This is a genomic window from Plantactinospora sp. KBS50, assembly GCF_002285795.1.
GTDB lineage: Bacteria > Actinomycetota > Actinomycetes > Mycobacteriales > Micromonosporaceae > KBS50.
Window position 1 is genome coordinate 4,790,837 of the sequence record NZ_CP022961.1, and the last position, 19,605, is coordinate 4,810,441.

The 19,605-nt window shown below is 76.1% G+C and carries 18 protein-coding genes and 2 pseudogenes; 11 read left to right on the forward strand and 9 right to left on the reverse strand.

Annotated elements, in window-relative coordinates; genetic code table 11:
* Positions 1-7 precede the first annotated feature (7 nt).
* Both CIK06_RS32580 and CIK06_RS20505 read right to left on the reverse strand, forming a co-directional pair.
* A pseudogene (locus tag CIK06_RS32580) lies at positions 8-247 on the reverse strand (hypothetical protein); the annotation flags it as partial.
* Between the two features lie 247 nt (positions 248-494).
* A complete protein-coding gene (locus tag CIK06_RS20505) occupies positions 495-941 on the reverse strand; it encodes an SAV_6107 family HEPN domain-containing protein (protein WP_095566192.1) in 447 nt (148 codons plus the stop codon).
* 481 nt (positions 942-1,422) lie between these two features.
* Here CIK06_RS20505 and CIK06_RS20510 point away from each other — a divergent pair, with 481 nt between their 5' ends.
* The 6 genes and pseudogenes from CIK06_RS20510 (at position 1,423) to CIK06_RS20535 (ending at position 6,979) form a co-directional block, all read left to right on the forward strand.
* A complete protein-coding gene (locus tag CIK06_RS20510) occupies positions 1,423-1,911 on the forward strand; it encodes a YbaK/EbsC family protein (protein WP_095566193.1) in 489 nt (162 codons plus the stop codon).
* Positions 1,908-2,630: a monooxygenase gene (locus CIK06_RS20515; RefSeq protein ID WP_095566194.1), complete on the forward strand. Its 723-nt coding sequence runs from the start codon at positions 1,908-1,910 to the stop codon at positions 2,628-2,630. Before CIK06_RS20510 ends, CIK06_RS20515 begins: the two co-directional genes overlap by 4 nt.
* Positions 2,631-2,696: 66 nt before the next feature.
* Positions 2,697-3,248 (forward strand): GNAT family N-acetyltransferase, encoded by a 552-nt coding sequence (locus tag CIK06_RS20520; RefSeq protein WP_095566195.1) that lies wholly within the window; start codon positions 2,697-2,699, stop codon positions 3,246-3,248.
* Entirely contained in the window at positions 3,245-4,174 is a 930-nt protein-coding gene (locus CIK06_RS20525; RefSeq protein ID WP_095566196.1) for a carotenoid biosynthesis protein, read from the forward strand. The genes CIK06_RS20520 and CIK06_RS20525 overlap by 4 nt, the downstream gene beginning before the upstream one ends.
* Positions 4,171-5,409, forward strand: coding sequence for a glycosyltransferase family 2 protein (locus CIK06_RS20530; RefSeq protein WP_095567990.1), 1,239 nt, complete (start codon positions 4,171-4,173; stop codon positions 5,407-5,409). The genes CIK06_RS20525 and CIK06_RS20530 overlap by 4 nt, the downstream gene beginning before the upstream one ends.
* Before the next feature lie 77 nt (positions 5,410-5,486).
* Positions 5,487-6,979: pseudogene (locus CIK06_RS20535) on the forward strand (phytoene desaturase family protein).
* A gap of 189 nt (positions 6,980-7,168) precedes the next feature.
* Here CIK06_RS20535 and CIK06_RS20540 read toward each other — a convergent pair.
* From CIK06_RS20540 to CIK06_RS20550, 3 genes are all read right to left on the reverse strand, one after another.
* Positions 7,169-7,849 carry a CDP-alcohol phosphatidyltransferase family protein gene (locus CIK06_RS20540; RefSeq protein ID WP_095566197.1) on the reverse strand — a complete coding sequence of 227 codons (681 nt, stop codon included), beginning with the start codon at positions 7,847-7,849 and terminating at the stop codon, positions 7,169-7,171.
* A 122-nt stretch (positions 7,850-7,971) separates the two neighbouring features.
* The gene (gene metF, locus CIK06_RS20545; RefSeq protein WP_095566198.1) at positions 7,972-8,874 is read right to left on the reverse strand and encodes a methylenetetrahydrofolate reductase [NAD(P)H]; all 903 of its coding nucleotides are present in this window, start codon (positions 8,872-8,874) and stop codon (positions 7,972-7,974) included.
* A gap of 75 nt (positions 8,875-8,949) precedes the next feature.
* Positions 8,950-9,138 carry an AlpA family transcriptional regulator gene (locus CIK06_RS20550; protein WP_198347953.1) on the reverse strand — a complete coding sequence of 63 codons (189 nt, stop codon included), beginning with the start codon at positions 9,136-9,138 and terminating at the stop codon, positions 8,950-8,952.
* 226 nt (positions 9,139-9,364) lie between these two features.
* On the opposite strand from CIK06_RS20550, the gene CIK06_RS32195 reads away from it, so the two are divergent.
* The 3 genes from CIK06_RS32195 to mptB all read left to right on the forward strand — a co-directional run bounded on the left by CIK06_RS32195 (position 9,365) and on the right by mptB (position 14,021).
* Positions 9,365-10,894, forward strand: a complete 1,530-nt coding sequence (locus CIK06_RS32195) for a helix-turn-helix transcriptional regulator (protein ID WP_095566199.1) — start codon at positions 9,365-9,367, stop codon at positions 10,892-10,894.
* A gap of 9 nt (positions 10,895-10,903) precedes the next feature.
* Positions 10,904-11,986 (forward strand): polyprenyl synthetase family protein, encoded by a 1,083-nt coding sequence (locus tag CIK06_RS20560; RefSeq protein ID WP_095566200.1) that lies wholly within the window; start codon positions 10,904-10,906, stop codon positions 11,984-11,986.
* Between the two features lie 193 nt (positions 11,987-12,179).
* The gene (gene mptB, locus CIK06_RS20565; RefSeq protein ID WP_157756878.1) at positions 12,180-14,021 is read left to right on the forward strand and encodes a polyprenol phosphomannose-dependent alpha 1,6 mannosyltransferase MptB; all 1,842 of its coding nucleotides are present in this window, start codon (positions 12,180-12,182) and stop codon (positions 14,019-14,021) included.
* A gap of 105 nt (positions 14,022-14,126) precedes the next feature.
* Here the strand turns inward: mptB and CIK06_RS20570 are convergent, their stop codons facing one another.
* Genes CIK06_RS20570 through CIK06_RS20580 form a run of 3 tightly spaced genes read right to left on the reverse strand, consistent with a single transcriptional unit; the run spans position 14,127 to position 15,411 of the window.
* Positions 14,127-14,489 (reverse strand): lycopene cyclase domain-containing protein, encoded by a 363-nt coding sequence (locus CIK06_RS20570; protein WP_095567992.1) that lies wholly within the window; start codon positions 14,487-14,489, stop codon positions 14,127-14,129.
* A gap of 7 nt (positions 14,490-14,496) precedes the next feature.
* A complete protein-coding gene (locus CIK06_RS30230; RefSeq protein ID WP_095566202.1) occupies positions 14,497-15,024 on the reverse strand; it encodes a lycopene cyclase domain-containing protein in 528 nt (175 codons plus the stop codon).
* Positions 15,025-15,036: 12 nt separating this feature from the next.
* Entirely contained in the window at positions 15,037-15,411 is a 375-nt protein-coding gene (locus CIK06_RS20580) for an Rv2175c family DNA-binding protein (RefSeq protein WP_095566203.1), read from the reverse strand.
* Between the two features lie 149 nt (positions 15,412-15,560).
* Here CIK06_RS20580 and pknB point away from each other — a divergent pair, with 149 nt between their 5' ends.
* Both pknB and CIK06_RS20590 read left to right on the forward strand, forming a co-directional pair.
* A complete protein-coding gene (pknB, locus tag CIK06_RS20585) occupies positions 15,561-17,537 on the forward strand; it encodes a Stk1 family PASTA domain-containing Ser/Thr kinase (RefSeq protein ID WP_095566204.1) in 1,977 nt (658 codons plus the stop codon).
* A gap of 89 nt (positions 17,538-17,626) precedes the next feature.
* Positions 17,627-18,469, forward strand: coding sequence for a deoxyribonuclease IV (locus tag CIK06_RS20590; RefSeq protein WP_095567993.1), 843 nt, complete (start codon positions 17,627-17,629; stop codon positions 18,467-18,469).
* 84 nt (positions 18,470-18,553) lie between these two features.
* Here the strand turns inward: CIK06_RS20590 and CIK06_RS20595 are convergent, their stop codons facing one another.
* The gene (locus tag CIK06_RS20595) at positions 18,554-19,576 is read right to left on the reverse strand and encodes a low specificity L-threonine aldolase (protein ID WP_095566205.1); all 1,023 of its coding nucleotides are present in this window, start codon (positions 19,574-19,576) and stop codon (positions 18,554-18,556) included.
* Positions 19,577-19,605 lie beyond the last annotated feature (29 nt).

Genomic DNA, 19,605 nt, shown 5'->3' on the forward strand with positions numbered 1-19,605 from the left:
ACGTCGGGGATGTCCGTGCTGGAGCGCCGGCGCGGGCCACCGGCCGGCCGCCGCTCCTGGCCGGTGGCCACGGCGGCCGGCCGGTGGCCACGGCCACCGTGCTCCCCCGTCGTAGCCCTCGACCGGGCAGCAGCCCGGTCAGTTCCGGCAGCACGGGCAGCATCCGGTGCCCGCCCGGCACCGGCTGGCTCGCCGGCCGGACCAGCCCGGCCAGCGCGGCGGAACCGACCACCATCCGGCCCGCCATGGTCTCGCTCCCCCCGTTTCCTGGTCCGTCGTGCGTTTCCTCCCGGCCGCTGGCCGGCGCGTCCCGCCGGCCGGCGCGTCCACCGGGCGTCCCGGCCGCCGGCCGGCGCGTCCGCCGGGCACACCGGCGGCCGGCCGGTGTGCGGTGCACCCCGGCCGCCGGTCGGTGTGCGGTGCACCCCGGCCGCCGGTCGGTGTGGTGTTCGTCATGCGCCCGGCGCCTTCGCGCCGGACCGTCCGCGACCGGCTCAGGCCGCGGCGAGGCCGTCCAGTGCCGGCTGATGCGGCACCCCGAGCGTGTCCTCGACGACCGTCACGAACTGCTCGGCCGAGCGCAGCAGGTCATCCGCCTCCCGGGCGGTCACCACCCGGGGAATGCCGGCCTCGGCGGCGGCCCGCTTGGTCGCGCCGGTGGCGAAGTAGGAGGCCCACTCCCCCAGTTCGGGAGCGACCGTCACGAGCAGCACCCAGACGCTGGTGACCCGCTGCCGCCGGGCCGGCGCGGGCCGGGCGCGGGCGGCCAGCACCGCGGCGGCGGCCCGCAGCGCGGCCAGGTGGGCGGCCGCGTAGCGCAGGCCGTCGGGCCGGGTCTGGGCGGCCTCGACCAGGCCACGCCGGGCGATCACGAGCAACTGGGCCGGGGTGCGATGCGGCAGCATGTGCACCGGCACGGTGGGCACCGGGCTGGTCGGCATGGCCTGTCTCCTCCACGTCACCGGGTTGTCGCGCCCGGCCGGTCCTGGCTCGGGGCGGCGCGCCGCATGGTCCGAAATCAGCCGGCGCGGAGGAAGACGCACCGGTTGATGCTGGCCGGTCGGATGTGGACGCTTCCCCACACCACACCCGACCGGCCGAGCCGGCGGGCCCGTCATCCGCCGCCCGGGGTCGGAGGGCGGCGGACGACGGTCCTGCCTGATGGGCCGGGCTCGCGACTGCCCGGACCCGTGCGGTTCGCGAAAACCGCACCGGAGAAGACCGTGCCGCGAACACCGTCTCCCCCGCTAGCACGAGCGTACGATTTGATCGAACACTCGTTCTAACTACTGCTGACAGTACACCGTGCCACCGACAAAAACGCAACGCCGGCGCCGATCCGCCCACCCGACCGCCCCGGGCGCCGCCGGGTAGCCGGTCACCCGGCGCCCGTCACGCCGAGCGACCGGCAAAGATGGGGGCATGGAGTCCCATCCGAACGTGCGGGCGGTACAGGACGCGCTGCACCGGACGGCGGCCCGGGACGGCGCGGGAGAGCCGAGCCGGGTCCGGCTGCTGCCCGATGCCGTACACACCGCCCAGGCCGCGGCCGACGCGCTGGGGGTCACCGTCGGCCAGATCGCCAACTCACTGATCTTCAACGCGGACGGCGCCCCGCTCCTGGTGCTGACCAGCGGCGCGCACCGGGTGGACACCGCCGGCCTGGCCGCCCGGATCGGGGTGGCCGCCCTCCGGCGGGCCACCCCGGAGTTCGTCCGGGAGCACACCGGCCAGCCCATCGGCGGGGTCGCGCCGCTCGGCCACCCCACCCCGGTACGCACCCTGGTCGACACCGATCTGGACCGGTACGACGAGATCTGGGCGGCCGGCGGCGTACCCCGGGCGGTGTTCCCCACCACGTACGCCGAACTGGTCCGGATCACCGCCGGCGCACCGGCCGCGGTCGCGTGACCGAGCCGGCCGTTCCGGAGCTGGTCACCCTGCACGTCTGGCGGACCACGCGCGGCGCGCTGCCCCGGGCACTGCTGCGGATGGCCACCGATCCCCGCCGGTTGCGGGCCACCCCCGGGGTACGGTTCGGCAAGCTGCTCGGCACCGGGACCGGCACCGGATTCGGCCCCGCCGACGTCGATCCGACCCGCTGGGCCGCCCTGGTGGCCTGGGCCGATCCGACCCGGGCGGCCGGCTTCGAGCGGAGCCCGGTCGGCCGCGCCTGGGCGCGCATCGCCACCGGTACGGCCCGGCTGGACCTGCGTCCCGTGCTCAGCCGGGGCCGGTGGGCCGGGACCGAGCCGTTCGGGAGTCCGCCCGGCGGCCACGTCGACGGGCCGGTGCTGGCGCTGACCCGGGCCCGGCTGCGGCCGACCCGCGCGGTCACCTTCTGGCGGTCCGTGCCGCCGGTCGCCGCGGCGCTGGCCGGCGCGCCCGGCCTGCTCGCCCGGTTCGGGATCGGCGAGGCACCGTTGGGCTGGCAGGGCACGGTCAGCGTGTGGCGCAGCCCGGCCGACCTGCTCGCCTTCGCGTACCGTCGGCCGGAGCACCGCGCCGCGATCGACCGCACCCCGGTGGCCCGCTGGTACGCCGAGGAGTTGTTCGCCCGGTTCGCCGTGCAGACGGTGCACGGCGACCGGAGGGTACTGGGCTGGCTGGCGGAGGATCGTCCGTCATGATCGGGACGGCGGACGGAGAATGACGGTGCTGGACACCGCGCGGCCGGGGACGAGGAGCGGACGAGAATGAGGCTGGTGCCGTGGCGGCCGGACGACCTGTCCCGGCGGCTGGACGACGTGGTGGCCGTCTACGGCGAGGCGATGGGCTACCGCACCGAGCTGCTGGAGGCCCGGCGCGGCTACATCGCCACCCACCTGCGGCGACCGGGCTTCCGCGCCGTCGCGACGCTCGCCACCGACGGCCGGCTGGCCGGCTTCGGCTACGGCTACCTGTCCGCGCCCGGCCAGTGGTGGCACGACCAGGTGTTCGGCGCGCTGACCGACGAGCAGCGCAAGCTGTGGTTCCCGGACTGCTTCGAGGTGGTGGAGCTGCACGTCCGGCCGGCCGCCCAGGGGCACGGGCTGGGCGCCCGGCAACTGTCCGGGCTGCTGCGGCTCGCCGACGGGGCGACCACGCTGCTGTCCACCCCCGAGGCCGACGAGCGCACCTCCCGGGCCTGGCGGCTGTACCGCCGGTTCGGGTTCGTGGACGTGCTGCGCAACTTCTACTTCCCCGGCGACGAGCGCTCGTTCGCGGTGCTGGGCCGGGAGCTGCCGCTGGACCGGCCGCCGGGATGACCGCCGGGACGGCCGACCCGGCGGGATTCCGGGCGGCCGGCGCGGGCCGGCGCGCGGGCCGGGACCGGCTGCCGTGGCTGCTGCTCGGCGCGCTGGTGCTGGCCCAGATCTGCTACCCGCTCACCGACGGCGCCGCCCGGGCCCGGCTCACCGTGGCCACCGTGCTGCTCGGCTACCTGCTGTCGGTGGGCCATGCCCTGATCAGCCGGGGTCCCCGGGTGGCCGCGGCGCTCGTGCTGGTGACCACCGGCGGTGGGTTCGCCGTCGAGGCGCTCGGGGTGGCCACCGGTTTCCCGTTCGGCCGGTACGGCTACTCCGGCGCGCTCGGGCCGGAACTGGCCGGGGTGCCGCTGGTCATCCCGCTGGCCTGGACCTGGATGGCCTGGCCCGGCTGGCTGGCCTCGGTCCGGCTCGGCACGCCGTCCGGTGACAACCGCGCCGCGGCCGGCGAGAACCGCGCCGACCCGGCCAGCAGCACCCGGCGGCTGGGCCGGGCCGGGCGCCGGGTGCTGCTGGCCGGGATCGGGCTGGCCGCCTGGGACGTCTTCCTCGACCCGCAGATGGTCGCCGAGGGCTACTGGACCTGGTACGACCGCACGCCCGCGCTACCCGGCCTGCCCGGCATCCCGGTCGGCAACTATCTGGGCTGGCTGGCCGTCGCCGTGCTGCTGATGGCCCTGCTGGACCGGACCGCCGGCCCGGCCGCGCGGCGGACCGCCGCGGGCCGGGACCGCCCCGGGGACGCGCCGATGTACGCGCTCTACCTGTGGACGTACGCCTCCAGCGTGCTGGCCCACGCGGTCTTCCTGGGCCTGCCGGCCTCGGCGGGCTGGGGCGCGCTGGCCATGGGCACGGTCGCCGTGCCGCTGTTCGCCCGCACGGTGGCGGCGCCGCGGCCGGGCGGTACCGCGGCGGCGCGGTGGTGACCGCCGGGCTCGCCGCGACCGCCGCCGGCACCCTCGTGGTGGCCGCGCTGACCGCGCACACGGCGGTGAACGCCGGCCGCTGGCTACGCAGGCTGCCGGCCGAACCCGACCCGGCCGGCGACCCGGCCGGCGGCACCCCGGCCGACCCCGACCCGGCCGGCGACCGGGCCGGCGGCACCCCGAGCGGCCCCGACCGGCCGGCCGAACGGGTCGCCGTGCTGCTGCCGCTGCGGAACGAGGCCGACCGGGTCGCCCCGTGCCTGCGGGCGCTGCTGGCCCAGCGCGGCGGGCCGGAACTGGACATCGTGCTGCTGGACGACGGCTCGACCGACGGCACCGCCGAGGTGGTCCGCCGGGTGGCCGCCGAGGAACGGGCCGCCGGGAGTCCCCGACCGCGCCTGGTCACCGGGGCGCCCCTGCCGGCCGGCTGGCTCGGCAAGCCGTACGCCTGCCAGCAGCTGGCCGGGCACGCGGACCCGGCGGCCACGGTGCTGGTCTTCGTGGACGCGGACGTGCTGCTGGCCCCGCGGGCCGTGGCCGCCGCGGTGGCCGGGTTGCGCCGGGCGGACGTGACGCTGCTGTCCCCGTACCCCCGGATCGTCGCGGAGACGGCCGGCGAGCGGTTGGTCCAGCCGCTGTTGCAGTGGCTCTGGCTGACCTTCCTGCCGCTGCGCGCGATGGAACGCTCGCGCCGGGCGGCGCTCGCGGCGGCCGGCGGGCAGTTCCTGGTGGTGGACCGGGCCGGGTACGCCGCGGCCGGCTGCCACGCCGCGGTCCGGGACCGGATCCTGGAGGACATCGAGCTGGCCCGGGCGGTGAAACGGTCCGGCGGGCGGATCGCGCTGGCCGACGCGTCGGCGCTGGCGTCGTGCCGGATGTACGGCTCGTGGGCGCAGTTGCGGGACGGCTACACCAAGTCGCTCTGGGCCAGCTTCGGCTCGCCGGTCTCCGCCGCCGCGGTGCTGGCGGCGCTGCTGGCGCTCTACACCGCGCCGCCGCTGCTGGCGGTGGCCGCCGCGCTCGCCGGGGCGGTACCGGTGGCGCTGCTGGCGCTGGCCGGCTACCTGCTCGGGGTGGCCGGCCGGGTGTTGAGCGCCCGCCGCACCGGCGGCCGGTGCTGGCCGGACGCGCTGGCACATCCCGTGTCGGTCGCGTTACTCGGTTGGCTCACGTTCCGGTCGTACCATCTGCGCAGGGCGCGCCGGCTGTCCTGGCGCGGCCGGCCGGTGCGGTGAGGTCCGGGCGCTGAGGCCCGGCGCGGAGCGGCCCCTCTTCGGTCCGGTCGAGGAGGGGTTCCCGCGCAACACGCCGCATGGGGGTGGTCGTGAGTCGGGTGGTCGTCATCGGGGCCGGGGTCGGCGGGCTGGCCGCGGCCGCCCGGCTGGCCGCCGCGGGACACGACGTCACGGTGTTCGAGCGGTCCGACACGGTCGGCGGCAAGCTCGGCCGGTACACCCGGCACACCCCGGACGGCGACTTCCGCTTCGACACCGGCCCCAGCCTGCTGACCCTGCCGCAGGTGTTCGCGGAACTGTTCGAGGCCACCGGCGCCAAACTGGACGAATACCTCGACCTGGTGCCGCTGGACCCCATCGTCCGGCACCGGTTCGCCGACGGCGGCGTGCTGGACTCCTGCGCCGACCCGGCGACCTTCGCCGAGCGGATCGGCGCCGCCCTCGGGGCCGCGGCCGCCGAGGACTGGCGGCGGCTGTGGCGGCGCGCCAACCGGGTCTGGGACGCCTCCTGGCGGGACATCCTGCGCAACCCGATCGACTCGCCGCGCTCGCTGGCCCCGCTGGCCTGGCGGCTGGGCGACCTGGCCGCGGTCGCCCCGGGCCGGACGCTGCGCGGGCTGGGCCGGCGGTACCTGCGCGATCCGCGGCTGCGCACCCTGCTGGACCGGTACGCCACGTACGCCGGCGCCGACCCGCGGCGCGCCCCGGCCGCGCTGGTCGCGATCCCGTACGCCGAGCTGACCTTCGGCGGCTGGTACCTGCGCGGCGGGCTGGGCGGGCTCGCCGACGCCCTGCTCTCCCGCTGCCTGGACCTGGGCGTGGTCGTGCAGACCGGCGCCGCGGTGACCGCCATCGACGCCGCGGGCGGCCGGGTCCAGGGGTACGCCTCGCCGGCGCGGCCACCCGGGTCCCGGCGGACGTGGTGGTGGCCAACGTGGACGCGCTGAGCGTCTACCGGGACCTGCTGCCCACCCCCGGCCGGCTGGCCCGGCTGGCCGACCGCAGCCTCGCCGGCTTCGTGCTGCTGCTCGGGGTGCGCGGCTCGTCCGGGCTGGCCCACCACACCGTGTTCTTCCCCCGCGACTACGACGCCGAGTTCGACGCGGTGTTCGGCGACCCGGGACGCGGCCGGCCGGCCCGGCCGGCGGCCGACCCGACGGTGTTCGTCACGGTGGCCGACGATCCGCTGGTCCGCCCGGCCGGGCACGAGGCATGGTTCGTGCTGGTCAACGCGGCCCGGCAGGGCACCTCGACCGGCGCGGTGGACTGGCGCCGGCCGGGCCTCGCCGAGGCGTACGCGCACCGGGTCCTGGCGGTGCTGGCCGAACGCGGCATGGACGTGCGCGACCGGCTGGTCTTCTCCGAGATCCGCACCCCCGCCGACCTGGCCGGCGCCACCGGCGCGCCGGGCGGGGCGATCTACGGTACGGCCGGTGGCCTGCTCCGGCCCGCCAACCGCGCGCCGGCGCACGGGCTGTTCCTGGTCGGCGGCTCGACACATCCGGGCGGCGGGCTGCCGATGGTGACGCTGTCCGCCCAGATCGTCGCCGACGCCATCGGCCCGGCCTGACCGCCCGGCCCGGTTCGCGGGCCGCCCCCGGCTGTCGTTGCCGACCCGGCTGTCGTCACGGACCCCGGTGTCGTCGCGGACCCCGGTGTCGTCGCGGACCCCGGTATCGTCACGGACCCCGGCTGTTCGGCCCGGTTGTCGTCGCGGACCCGGCATGGCTCCCGCGCGGTTTCCCGACGGTCGCCCAGCTCAGCGCAGGGAGCGCCGGACCACGGACAGGAGCTGGGCGATACCGAAGCCGGCGAGCAGCACCCAGATTGCCGTCACCACGGTCATCGCGCCGGCCGCGAGATCCGGCTCGACGAGTCCCGCGACGCCCGCCACGAGCAGCCCGACCACGGCCACCGCCACCCGGGTGGGCCGCTCCCCCACGGTCACCGTGCCGATCTCCTTCATCCCCGCGGAAACCGCCCGGGCACGGACGTACTCGTGCAGCCAGGAGATCCCGCCGGCCAGCACGACCAGCGGGCCGGGCGCGCCCACCAGCCAGAAGGCGGCCAACCAGGCGCCCTCACCGACCCGGTCGGCGAGCGAGTCGTAGACGTACCCGAGCCGGCTGGCGCGGCCGGTCACCACCGCGACCGCGCCGTCGGCGCTGTCGGCGACCCCGGCGAGCAGCACCAGACCGGCGGCCACCAGGGCACCCGCGGCCGAACCGGCGGCCGTGACCGGCACCGCCAGGCAGATCACCACGCCGGCCGCGGTGACCGCGCCGGGTGACACGTGCAGTCTGCCCAGGACGTACCCGAGCAGGTAGGCCGACCGGATCCAGCCGCGCACCACCGGCGTGGCCGCCCGCGGGTCGAACCCGCCGTGCAGCCGCGACCACGTGGTCGCGTACTCGTTCCAGCTCATCGGTGTGCCCACCACACCCTCAACGGTGCACCCTGCCCCGCGGTGTCGGTGCCCCGGGGTCCTGGGTCCGGGGTCCCGGGGTCGGGGTCCCGGGATCGGTGTCCCGGCGTCCGGGGGGTCAGGTGCCGCGGGGGTGCTCAGTCCCGCAGTTGGTGCCAGACCTCGCGGGTCGCCGTGGAACGGTTGAGGGTGATGAAGTGGATGCCCGGGATGCCCTCGTCGAGCAGCCGGCGGCACATCTCGTCGGCGACCTCGATGCCGAGCCGGCGCACCGCGACCGGGTCGTCGGCGATCCGGTCGAACCGCTCGGCCAGGTGACGCGGGAACGGCGCCCCGGACAGCTTCTCCGACCGCTCGATCGTGCCCATCTGGGTGACCGGCATGACGCCGGCCAGGATCGGCGTGTCGCAGCCACCCGCGGCCACCCGGTCGCGCAGCCGCAGGTAGTCGTCGGCGTCGAAGAACATCTGGGTGATCGCGAAGTCGGCACCGGCCCGGCACTTGCGGATGAAGTTGCGGGTGTCGGCCTCGATGTCCGGCGAGCGCGGGTGCTTGTAGGGGAAGGCCGCCACCCCGACGCTGAAGTCGCCGGCCTCCCGGATCAGCCGGACCAGTTCCTCGGCGTACAGCACGCCCGCCGGGTGCTGCACCCACTCGCCGTTGGGGTTGCCCGGCGGATCGCCCCGGACCGCGAGGATGTTGCGGACCCCCACGGCGGCCAGCCGGCCGACCACGTTGCGCAGTTCGGCAACCGAGTGGTCGACGGCGGTCAGGTGCGCCATCGGCAGCAGGGTGGTCTCGGTGGCGATCCGCTCGGTGACCGCCACGGTGGTGTCCCGGCTCGACCCGCCGGCACCGTAGGTGACCGAGACGAACGACGGGAGCAGCGGTTCGAGCTCCCGGATCGCCTGCCAGAGCAGCCGCTCGCCGTCCGCGGTCTTGGGCGGGAAGAACTCGAACGAGAAGGTCGGGCCGCAACGGACCAGCTCCCCGATCGACGGCTGCGACCGGGGCAGGACGGAAGGAAGACCGAGGGCCACGTCGCGACCCTACCGCCCGGAACCGTCGAAACCACTCGCGTCCCACACTGTGTGTCGCGCCCCCGTCACCTCGGCTCAGCCGCCGGCCGAGTCGGGCCGGTGCTGGCGGATCCACGCCTCGACGTCGGATCTCCGCCACACCTTCCCCATCGCCAGTACGGCGATCGGCTCCGGGAAGTTGCGGTGTGACGTGATCACATGGACGCGCTGTTTGGAGATGCCGCCCAGCATCTCCCTGATCTCGTGCGCGCCCACCAGGTCCATGCCAGGGACGCTAGAGAGTTGACCTGATAACTTGACCCTGGTCAACGAACTGTCACGATGACCCTGAAGCCGCCGGAACATTCCCGCTTCCTGGCCCCCCCTTCGACCGGCTCGGCGGGGAAACGTCGTACCGGGCCGATACAAAGAAGATCCGACGGCGCCGCCACCCCACGCGGTGCCGCCGGACCGGGGGTCGGCACCGACCAGTCACACCCGAGGATCGCCGATGACCGTGCCCGACATGTCCGCACCGAGCCACCGCCCATCCACCGCGCCGCGCCGGCCCGCGGGACAGCCCCCGGCCGACCGCGCCGCCGGGCCGCCCACGCTGGGTCCGTTGCTGGTCGCCCTGCGCACCGCCCGGGGCTGGAGCCAGCTCGGCCTCGCCGAGCGGCTCTGCGCCGCCGCCGGCCTTCCGACGATCACCCGGCACGAGGTCAGCCGGTGGGAACGGGAGCGGCGGATCCCGGCCGACTTCTGGCTCGGCTGGCTCGCCGCCGTGCTGGCCATCCCGGCCGAGGAACTGGCCGCAGCGGCCGCCGCCAGCCGGACCGCGGCGGCCGACCCCGGCCCGGACCCGGGGCTGCTCCGGGAGATCCGCCGGCTCGTCCGGGCCGCGCACGGCTGGCTCGCCGCGGCGACCGGCGCAGCCACCCCGGCCACCCGAACGACCGGGGCCGCGCCGCCGGTCACCCGATCGACCGGCGCAGCCGCCCCGACGACCGGGGCCGCGCCGCCGGCCGCGAGCACCGGCACCGAGCCGACCAGGCCGACCGGGCCGACCGCGAGCACCGGCACCGAGCCGACCGGGCCGACCGGGTCGGCCCCGCCGGCCGGGCCGCCGGAACTGGCCGCGCTGCGCCGGCTCGCCGTCCTGGTCGGCGGCGTCGACCTCGGCCCGCTCGGCCGGGAACGGCTCGGTCCGTTGATCGACCCGGCCCGCCGGCCCGACGCCGGTCGTCCGGAGCTGCGGACCGCCGCCGAGGCGACCCAGCTGGCCGGTTGGCTGGCCGCCGACGCCGGCGACGAGATCACCGCGCTGTCCGCGTACCGCCGGGCACTCGACCTGGCCGGCGCGGCGCGGGACCACGCGCTCGGGGCGTACGTGCTGGCCAGCGCGAGTCATCTGCTGGCCGGCCGGGGCGACGCGGTGACCGCGCTGCTGCTGGCCCGGATCGGCCGGGCGGGGCTCGGGCCGGCCGGCCCGGCCGGGATGCACGCCCTCTTGCTGCACCGGCTGGCCTTCGCGGCGGCGCTCGACGGCCGGCCGGAGTTGGCCGGCGCGGCGCTCGCCGCGGCCGGCCGCGCCGCCGCCGGCCGGGACCTCGCTTCCGAGCCCGGCTGGCTGCGCTGGCTGGACGCCGCGCAGCTGTCGGCCATGACCGGTCGCTGCCTGGCCGCGCTGGGCCGGGCACAGCTGGCCGAGCCGCTGCTCGCCGCGGCCGTACGCCGCAGCGCCGGGCCACGCGGCCGGGCCGTGTACGGCGCCTGGTGGGCCCGGGTCTGGCTCCAGCTCGGCGACGTCGAACGCGCCTGCGCGGCGGCCGACGCCGCGCTGCTGTGCGCCGTGCGCTCCGGCTCGGTGCACGCCGCGACCGAGCTGGCGCGGCTGCGGCCCCGGCTGTCCGTACACCGCGCCAGGCCCTGCGTGCGGCGGCACCTCGACGCCGCCCGGACGATCCGGGTCTGGCTGCCCCGGCCGGTACGGCTGGTCGAGTGCCAGCCCACGACGGCGTCCAGCGGAGGGAACGGATAGCGTCATGGCGTGACCGATGCAGCCCCCATCCCACCGATCGACCGTGCCGGCCTCCGGCAGCGGGTCGACAAGGCGCTCGCCGAGTTCCTGTCCGAACGTCGCCGGTGGATGGCCGGCGTGGACGACGCGCTGCTGCCGGTCGCCGAGGCCCTGGAGGCGTTCGTGCTCGGCGGCGGCAAGCGGCTGCGGCCGGCCTTCGCCTACTGGGGCTACCGGGGCGCCGGCGGCCAGGACTCCGACCAGCTCGTGACGAGCCTCGCGGCGCTGGAGTTCGTCCAGGCCAGCGCGCTCATCCACGACGACCTGATCGACCGCTCGGACACCCGGCGCGGCGAGCCGGCCCTGCACCGGCGGTTCGCCGACCGGCACCGCGCGGCGGCCTGGGCGGGCGACCCGGACGCCTTCGGGGAGGCCGCGGCGATCCTGCTGGGCGACCTGAGCCTGGTCTGGTCGGACGAGTTGCTGCACGGCGGCGGGCTGGATCCGGCCGTGGTGATCCAGGCCCGGCCGGTCTTCGACGAGATGCGCACCGAGGTCACCGTGGGGCAGTACCTCGACATCGTCACGCAGGTCAGCGGGGACACCTCGGTCGAGCGGGCCAGCAAGGTCGCCCGGTACAAGGCGGCGAAGTACACGGTGGAGCAGCCGCTGCTGCTGGGCGCCGCGCTGGCCGGCGCGGCCGAGCCGATCCGCCGGGCCTACTCCGGGTACGGGCTGCCGCTGGGTGAGGCGTTCCAACTGCGCGACGACATCCTGGGCGTGTTCGGCGACCCGGGGCAGACCGGCAAACCCGCCGGCGACGACCTGCGGGAGGGCAAGCGCACCTGGTTGGTGGCGGCGGCGCTGGAGACCGCGGACCCGGCCGCGCGGAAGCTGCTCGCCGACCACCTCGGCGACCCGGGCCTCGGCCCGGACCTGGTGGACCGGCTGCGGCAGGTGATCCGCGACAGCGGGGCGCTGTCCCGGACCGAGCGGCGGATCGTGACGCTGGCCGAGGCGGCCGTGGCCGCCCTGACCGGCGCCGGACTGGACGCCGAGGCGGAGCAGGTGCTGGTCGACCTGGCCCACGTGGCCGCCCACCGGGCCGACTGAGCCGCCGATGGCCGCGGCGGCGGGCGTGCCAGCGGCACCCGGCGGTGACCCACCGCCCGGGGCGGCCGGCGTTGACCCACCGCCCGGGACGGCCGGCGTTGACCCACCGCCCGGGACGGCCGGCGTTGACCCACCGCCCGGGGCCGCCGGGGCCGCCGGGGCCGCCGGGGCGGCCAGCGACACCGCCGCCCGGGTGCCGGTCGGCACCGTACTGCTCGGGCTCGCCGGCAGCACGCTGCTCGCGGCCGGCGGCTGGAGCGCCGGAGCGCTGCCCGGGGCGGCGGACGGCAGCCCGGTCCGGGGCGCGACCGCCGGCCCGGGCTACTGGCCGGGACTGGCCGCCTGCCTGGTCGGGCTGGCGGTGTTCGCCGCCGCCTGGTGGCGACTGGGCGCGCCGGGCAGCCAGGCCGGAACGCCGGGCCGCGGCCGAGCCGCGGTCCCGGTACGCGGGCTGCTGCTCATCGGCGCGCTGTGGGCGCTGCCGCTGCTCGCCACGCCGCCCCTGGCCAGCCGGGACGTCTACGCGTACGCCTGCCAGGGCACGCTCTGGCTGGACGGCACCGACCCGTACAGCACCGGAGCCGCGGGCGGCGGCTGCCCGTGGGTGAGCGCGGTGCCGCAACTGTGGCGGGACACCCCCACCCCGTACGGGCCGCTGGCGGTGGCCCTGGCCGGTCTGGTGGTGGCCACGGCCCGCGCGGTGGCCGGCACCGCGGACAGCCAACTGGTGACGGCGGTCGTCCTGTTCCGGCTGGTGGCCCTCGCCGGGTGGCTGCTGGCGGCCGCGGCACTGCCCCGACTGGCCCGATCCTGCGGCGCCGACGGTCGGGCGGCGGTCTGGCTCGGACTGCTCTCCCCGGTGGCGGCCCTGCACCTGGTGGGCGGCGCCCACAACGACGGGCCGATGGTGGGGCTGCTGGTGGCCGGCCTCGCGCTCGCGGCCGCCGCCCGGACGCCTCAGGCGGCCGACGCGCGGGCACCTCGACCTGGCGCGGTCGCCGGATGGGCGCCTCGACGTGGCGAGGCCGGTGGTCCCGACACGCGGGCTGATGCCGGCGGTCCGCGCGGCTGGCCGCTGCTGCTCGTCGCGGGCGTGCTGCTGGGGCTCGGCGCGGCGGTGAAGGTCACCGCGGTTGTCGGGATCCCGTTCGCGATCCTGCTCGGCGCCCTCGGCCCACCCCGGCGAGGCGGCGACGGTGCACCGGCCCGCCGGGGTGGGCCGAGGGCGGCACCTTCGTGGGCGGCACCCCCGTGGTCCGCGGTCGGGTGGTCGGCGGTGGCGCTGCTGGCCGGCGCGATCCCGGCGTTCGGGGTGTTGAGCCTGGCCACCGGCCTGGACCTGGGTTGGGTCGGCGCGCTGTCCGACACCGGCCGGCTGGTGCAGTGGACCTCGCTGCCCACCGGGCTGGGGATGACGGCGGGCTACCTGTTCCGGCTGGCCGGCCGGCCCGACGCCGCCGGCACCGCAGTGACCGTTGCCCGTGGGCTCGGGCTGCTGGCTCTGCTCGCCGTCGGCGCGGTGGCGCTGTTCCGGGCGGCCCGGGCGACCAAAGCCGGCCGACCGGCCGGCACCGACGGACCGGCCGAAGCACACGGACCAGCCGAAGCACACGGAGCAACAGACGCCGACGGACCGGCCGAAGCCGACGGACCAACAGACGCCGACGGACCAGGCGGGCCGACAGAGCGGGGCGGGCCGACAGAGCGGGGCGGGTTGGACCCGGCCGCTGCGGCCAGCCGGACGATCGTGCTGGCCTGCGGGGTGAGCCTCGCCGCGCTGGCCGTGCTGTCTCCGGTGTTCTACCCCTGGTACGTCCTCGCGCCGCTCGCGGTGCTGCCGGCGGCACTGAGCTACCGGCGCAGCGACGATCGGCGCCGGCTCCGCCGGCTTGGCCTGGTGACGGTGGTGCTGGCCTTCCTGGTGCTGCCCGACGGGCTGGGCATCGCGGTGCTCACGAAACTTCCGGGCGCCCTGTTCGACACGCTGCTCGTGCTGACCCTCGGCGTCCTCGGATGGCGGCGACGCACCGGATAGCGGTGGCGCCGCGGGCCGGCATCAGCGGTGAGTCATACGCCAGGTACCTCAAACCGCCCGCTTGAGGTACCTGGCGTATGACTCACGGCGCGCCGTCGACATCGCTCAGCGGGAACGGCGGCGGTGCAGCAACCGGAGCAGCGGGCTGCCCGTGCCGGCGGCCGGGGTGCGCTGGACGCCCCGGCGCCCCAGCCAGACCCAGACCGACAGGCTGAACAGGACCAGGGCGAACCCGAACAGCAGGTCCTCCACCGGGGCGTACACCAGGCGCAGCCCGATGATCGCCGCCGGGTCGTACCGGACGATGTTCCGGCCGGTCAGGATGCCGTTCGAGATCAACTGGAAGAAGACCACGATCGGGTACGTGGCCCAGAAGACCCTCCGGCGGACCAGTCGGGTCCGCAGTACCGCCAGGTCGACCAGGACGGCACCGGCCACGCCCAGCACGGCCGCCGTGGTGTACGTCATCCCCGCCTCACCGCCGGTCCGCCGCCGGCCCGCCCGACAGCCGGTTCGCCGCACTCCCCGAGCCCGGCGAACCGGCCGGACCCGACGAACCGGCCGGACCCGGCGAACTGGCCGAACCAGGCGAACCGGCCGAACCAGGCGAACTGGCCGGACCCGGCAACCCGACGGAACCCGGCGAGTCCGTCCGCCCGGCCTCTGGGTCCGGCTCGGGCTCGTCCCCGGCCAGCCAGCCCCGGGCGGCGCGCACCGCCTCGAAGCCGCAGATGGCACAGACCGGCACCACGACGAAGAACAGCACCTCGTCCACCGGCAGACCGCCCGGCAGCCGTACCCCGGTGGTCTGCTCCGGGTCGAACGTCCAGTGCCCGGCGGCGATGGCCGCCAGGTCCCACAGCGAGAAGACGGCCACCACCGCAAGGATGGTGAGCAGCAGGCGGCGCCACCGGCGCAGCACGTTGACCCGCAGCACCGGTTCCAGCCAGAGCGCGCAACCGGCGCAGCCGGCCAGGACCGTAAGGTAGCCGAGGTGCCGCACCGGTTGCCGCCGTCAGAAGCCCAGTGCCTGGGCCCGTCGCTTCACCTCGCGGGCGCGATCCCCGCCGAGGGCGACCGCCGGGGTGCCGGGCAGCGTCTCGTCGGGCTGGTAGAGCCAGCCCACGATCTCCTCGTCGTCGTAACCGGCGTCGCGTAGCAGGGTGAGGATGCCGGGGAGGTGTTTGAGCACGGTGCGGTTGGCCACGAGTTCGGCCGGCACCCGGCGTACCCCGTCGCGGGGCACGGCGATCATCTGGCCCTCGCGGATCATCCGGTGCACCCGGGTGATGGGCAGGTCCAGGAGTTCGGCGACATCGGGCAGCGTCAGCCAGCCCTCCGGCGCGGCGGCTGCCGGCCGGTCGGTCGCGGTGGAGATCGGTTCGCTCACCCCTCCACCCTCGCACGCCGCCGACCACCGGCGCCAACGGTCTCCCCCGTGTTGGAGCCGCGCTGCTCGGGTGGGGGATGCCAATCATCGGACAGTGCCTGTGGCATCCTGTTCTGCCCCCACCCCCACTGGACATAGACTGCCTTCCGATGGACATTCAGACCGCCGACACGTTGTTGGGCTCGCTGGTCGACGGGCGCTACCGCATCCGCTCCCGCGTGGCCAGCGGTGGCATGGCGACGGTCTACACCGCCACCGACGAGCGACTCGAACGCACCGTCGCGCTCAAAATCATTCATTCGTCGCCCACCTCGGGCGGATCCGGGCAGCTCGCCGGCTTCGTCGCGCGGTTCACCGACGAGGCCAAGACCATCGCCCGGCTCACCCACCCGAACGTGGTGGCCGTGTACGACCAGGGCATGCACCACGGCCTGCCGTACCTGGTCATGGAGTACGTGCGCGGCCGGACCCTGCGGGACATCCTGGCCGAGCGGCACCGGCTGGACCCGGCCGAGGCGCTGGCCATCTTCGAGCAGGCGCTCGCGGCCATCGCGGCGGCGCACCGCGCCGGGCTGGTGCACCGGGACGTGAAACCGGAGAACGTGCTGGTGGCCGAGGCGCCGAGCGGCGGCATGGCCAACCTGGTGGACAGCGTCGTGAAGGTCGCCGACTTCGGGTTGGCCCGGGCCGTCGAGGCGTCCGCCGAGGACGACGCGGGCGGCCGGCTGATGGCCACGGTCGCGTACGTCGCCCCGGAGCTGGTCACCGACGGTCGGGCCGACCCGCGCACCGACGTCTACTCGGCCGGCATCGTCCTGTTCGAGATGCTCACCGGGCGGGTCCCGTACGACGGCGACCGCGCCGTGGACATCGCCTGGCAGCACGTCGACCGGGACGTGCCGCGGCCGTCCAGCCTGGCCCCCGGTCTGCCCCCGGCGCTGGACGAGCTGGTCCTGCGGGCCACCCGGCGCGACCCGGGCGCCCGGCCCACCGACGCGGGCGCCCTGCTGGCCGAGGTTCAGCAGGTCCGGGAGGATCTGGGCACCATCGGCTCGGCACAGACCACGGTGCTGCGCAAGATCGACCAGCCGACCATGACGATGGCCGCGGTCCGGGACTCGGGCCGCACCGGCTGGACGTCCCCGGCGGACCGGTCGCCGCAGCGGCGGTCGGACCACTCCGGCGCTCGGCACGGCGGGCAGCCGGCCGGCACCGGGGACCGGCTGCGGACCGGCCTGGCCGGCCTGCTGACCGACCAACACAACCGGGTCGGCGTGATCGCCGTGGCCACCGTGGTGCTGCTCCTGCTGGTCCTCGGCGGCTGGTGGTTCGGCTTCGGGCGGTACACGGTGGCGCCGAAGCTGACGGCCATGTCCAAGAGCCAGGCCGAGACGCAGGCCGCCCGCGCCGGCCTGACGATCCGGTTCGGCACCCCGCGGTACGACGAGAAGGTGCCCCGGGACGTCGTGCTGAGCCAGTCGCCGGATGTCAGCTCGCGGATCGTCAAGGGCGGCACGGTGACGCTGGTGCTGTCCCTCGGCCCGGAGCGCTACGAGGTGCCCGACGTCGCCGGGCAGACCTTCGACCTGGCCCAGGCCGCCCTGGAACGGCTCAACCTGGTGGTCAAGCGCGGCTCGGACCGGTTCAGCGACGACCTGCCGGCCGGCGTGGTGATCTCCCTGGATCCGAAGGTCGGCACCCAGGTGAAGCCGGGTGTCCAGATCACCGTGACGGTCAGCAAGGGCAAGGCGCCGCTGTCCGTACCGGCGCTGGTCGGCAAGGGCATCGGCGACGCGCGGGCGGAACTCGGGCAGCTCGGCCTGGTCTCGGTGGAGCAGTACGTCGATTCGGACAAGCCGAAGGATCAGGTGATCGAGCAGAGCCCGGCCGACGGCACCGGGGTGGAGAAGGGCGCCGAGATCAAGCTGAAGGTGAGCAAGGGTCCGGCCGCGGTGGTCGTGCCCCGGGTGGTCGACATGCCCTGCCAGCAGGCGCAGCAGACGCTCCAGCAGGCGCAGCTCAGTCCCAACGTGCAGATCAACCCGAACGGCACGGTCCGCAACCAGAACCCGCCGGAGAACTCGCAGGTGCCGCCGGGCAGTGAGGTGACAATCCTGTGCCTGTGACGGCCCGTACGCCCGGGCCCGGCACCAGCGACGGCACGGCCGGCACCGACGGCACGGCCGGCGAGGCACGGACCGGCGGCGGGCGACCGGTGGGCTCGCACACCCCGACCTCGGGTGGGCTGGCCCGGGCCGCGCTGCCGTACGCGGACGCCGCCGGCTCCGAGGCGGTGCAGGTCTACGTGGGCAACTCCCGGGGCTGGGCGCTGCCCGAGGGCGATCCGGAGCAGGACGCACTGTTCCGGGACGGCTGCGCCGAGCGCGGCCTGCCGGTGTTCATCCACGCCTCGTTGCTGGTCAACCTCGGTTCGCCGACCCCGAACACGGTGCAACGCTCGGTGGACACCCTGGCGCACGCGCTGCGCCGGGGTGCCGCGATCGGCGCGGCCGGGGTGGTGTTCCACGCCGGCAGCGCGGTGGACGCCGGCCACGCCGAGCGGGCCCTGCGCCAGGTACGCGAGGCGTTGCTGCCACTGCTGGACGCCACCGCGCTCAGCGGCGGCCCGATGCTGCTGGTCGAGCCGAGCGCCGGGGGCGGCCGCTCCCTCGCGGCCCGGGTGCAGCAGCTCGGCCCGTACCTGGACGCGGTCGACCGGCATCCGGGGCTGGGGGTCTGCTTCGACACCTGCCACGCCTGGGCCGCCGGGCACGACCTGTCCGCCGAGGGCGGGATGACCCGTACCCTCGACGAGCTGGTGGCCACGGTCGGCCCGGACCGGTTGCGGCTGGTGCACGCGAACGATTCCAAGGACCTGTGCGGTTCCACCCGGGACCGGCACGAGTCGATCGGCAAGGGCGGCATCGGCGAACCGGCGTTCGCGGAGCTGATGACGCACCCCGCGACGGCCGGGATTCCGGTGCTGGTGGAGACGCCCACCGAGCGGCACGTCGGACACGCCGCCGACATCGCCATCCTGAAGCGGCTGCGGGACTGACGGACCGGCGACGGCCGGACCGGCGACGGCCGGACCGACGGCGGTCAGCCCGTCAGCCCGTCAGCCCGTCAGCCCGTCAGCCCGTCAGCCGGACACGATGCCGGTCAACACCTCGATCGCCTGGTCGAGGCCGGCGTCGTCCAGGTCCAGGTGGGTGACCAGGCGGACGGTACGCGGACCGAGCACCGAGACCAGCACGCCGCGTTCCCGGGCCGCCGCCGCGAGGGCGTGCGCGTCCAGCGCCGCCTTCGTCAGGTCCAGGGGGACGATGTTGGTCCGTACCGGGTAGCCCAGCAGCCCGCTCGGCGCCAGCGCCTCGGCCAGCCGGGCGGCCCGCTCGTGGTCGTCGGCCAGCCGGCCGATGTGCTCGCGCAGCGCGTACCGGCCGGCGGCGGCGAGCACGCCGGCCTGGCGCATCCCGCCGCCCATCCGCTTGCGGATCCAGCGAGCCCGCTCGATCCGGTCGGCGCTGCCGACCACCAGCGAGCCGACCGGTGCGCCCAGCCCCTTGGACAGGCACACCGAGAGCGTGTCGAACAGTTGCCCGTACTCGCCGAGCGGGACGCCGTCGGCGACGTGCGCGTGCCAGATGCGGGCGCCGTCGCAGTGCAGCCCCACCCCGGCGGCGTCGGCGACCCGGCGCAGCTCGCGCAGGGTGGACAGCGGGATCACCCCGCCGCCGGCCCGGTTGTGGGTCTGCTCGACGGCGATGGCCCGGGTGGGCACCGCGAAGTAGCCGTCCGGGCGGACCATGCCGGCCACCACGTCCGGGTCCAGTTGTCCGCCCGCCGCCGGCCAGGTCCGGGTCGAGATGCCGCCGATCGCCGCGGCGGCGCCGATCTCGTACGTCACGACGTGCGCGTCCGCGTCGCAGAGCAGTTCCTCGCCGCGCGGGACGAGCAGTTGCAGCGCGATCTGGTTGGCCATCGAGCCGCTGGGGGCGAAGAGCGCCGCCTCGTGGCCGAGGAGGGCGGCCACCTCGGCCTCCAGGGCCGCGACGGTCGGATCCTCGCCGTACACGTCGTCGCCGACCTCGGCCTCGGCCATCGCGGCACGCATCCCGGCACTGGGCCGGGTCACCGTGTCGGAACGCAGGTCAACCACCATCGCACCCCTTCCATGGGTCCGGCCGGCGG

What these genes read in the sequence shown, in the direction of transcription:
- CIK06_RS20505 (WP_095566192.1), bottom strand. Translation starts at nt 941, where the DNA reads ATGCCGACCAGCCCGGTGCCCACCGTGCCGGTGCACATGCTGCCGCAT.
- CIK06_RS20510 (WP_095566193.1), top strand. Translation starts at nt 1,423, where the DNA reads ATGGAGTCCCATCCGAACGTGCGGGCGGTACAGGACGCGCTGCACCGG.
- CIK06_RS20520 (WP_095566195.1), top strand. Translation starts at nt 2,697, where the DNA reads ATGAGGCTGGTGCCGTGGCGGCCGGACGACCTGTCCCGGCGGCTGGAC.
- CIK06_RS20595 (WP_095566205.1), bottom strand. Translation starts at nt 19,576, where the DNA reads ATGGTGGTTGACCTGCGTTCCGACACGGTGACCCGGCCCAGTGCCGGG.
- CIK06_RS32195 (WP_095566199.1), top strand. Translation starts at nt 9,365, where the DNA reads ATGACCGTGCCCGACATGTCCGCACCGAGCCACCGCCCATCCACCGCG.
- CIK06_RS20570 (WP_095567992.1), bottom strand. Translation starts at nt 14,489, where the DNA reads ATGACGTACACCACGGCGGCCGTGCTGGGCGTGGCCGGTGCCGTCCTG.
- pknB (WP_095566204.1), top strand. Translation starts at nt 15,561, where the DNA reads ATGGACATTCAGACCGCCGACACGTTGTTGGGCTCGCTGGTCGACGGG.
- CIK06_RS20550 (WP_198347953.1), bottom strand. Translation starts at nt 9,138, where the DNA reads ATGGACCTGGTGGGCGCGCACGAGATCAGGGAGATGCTGGGCGGCATC.
- CIK06_RS20525 (WP_095566196.1), top strand. Translation starts at nt 3,245, where the DNA reads ATGACCGCCGGGACGGCCGACCCGGCGGGATTCCGGGCGGCCGGCGCG.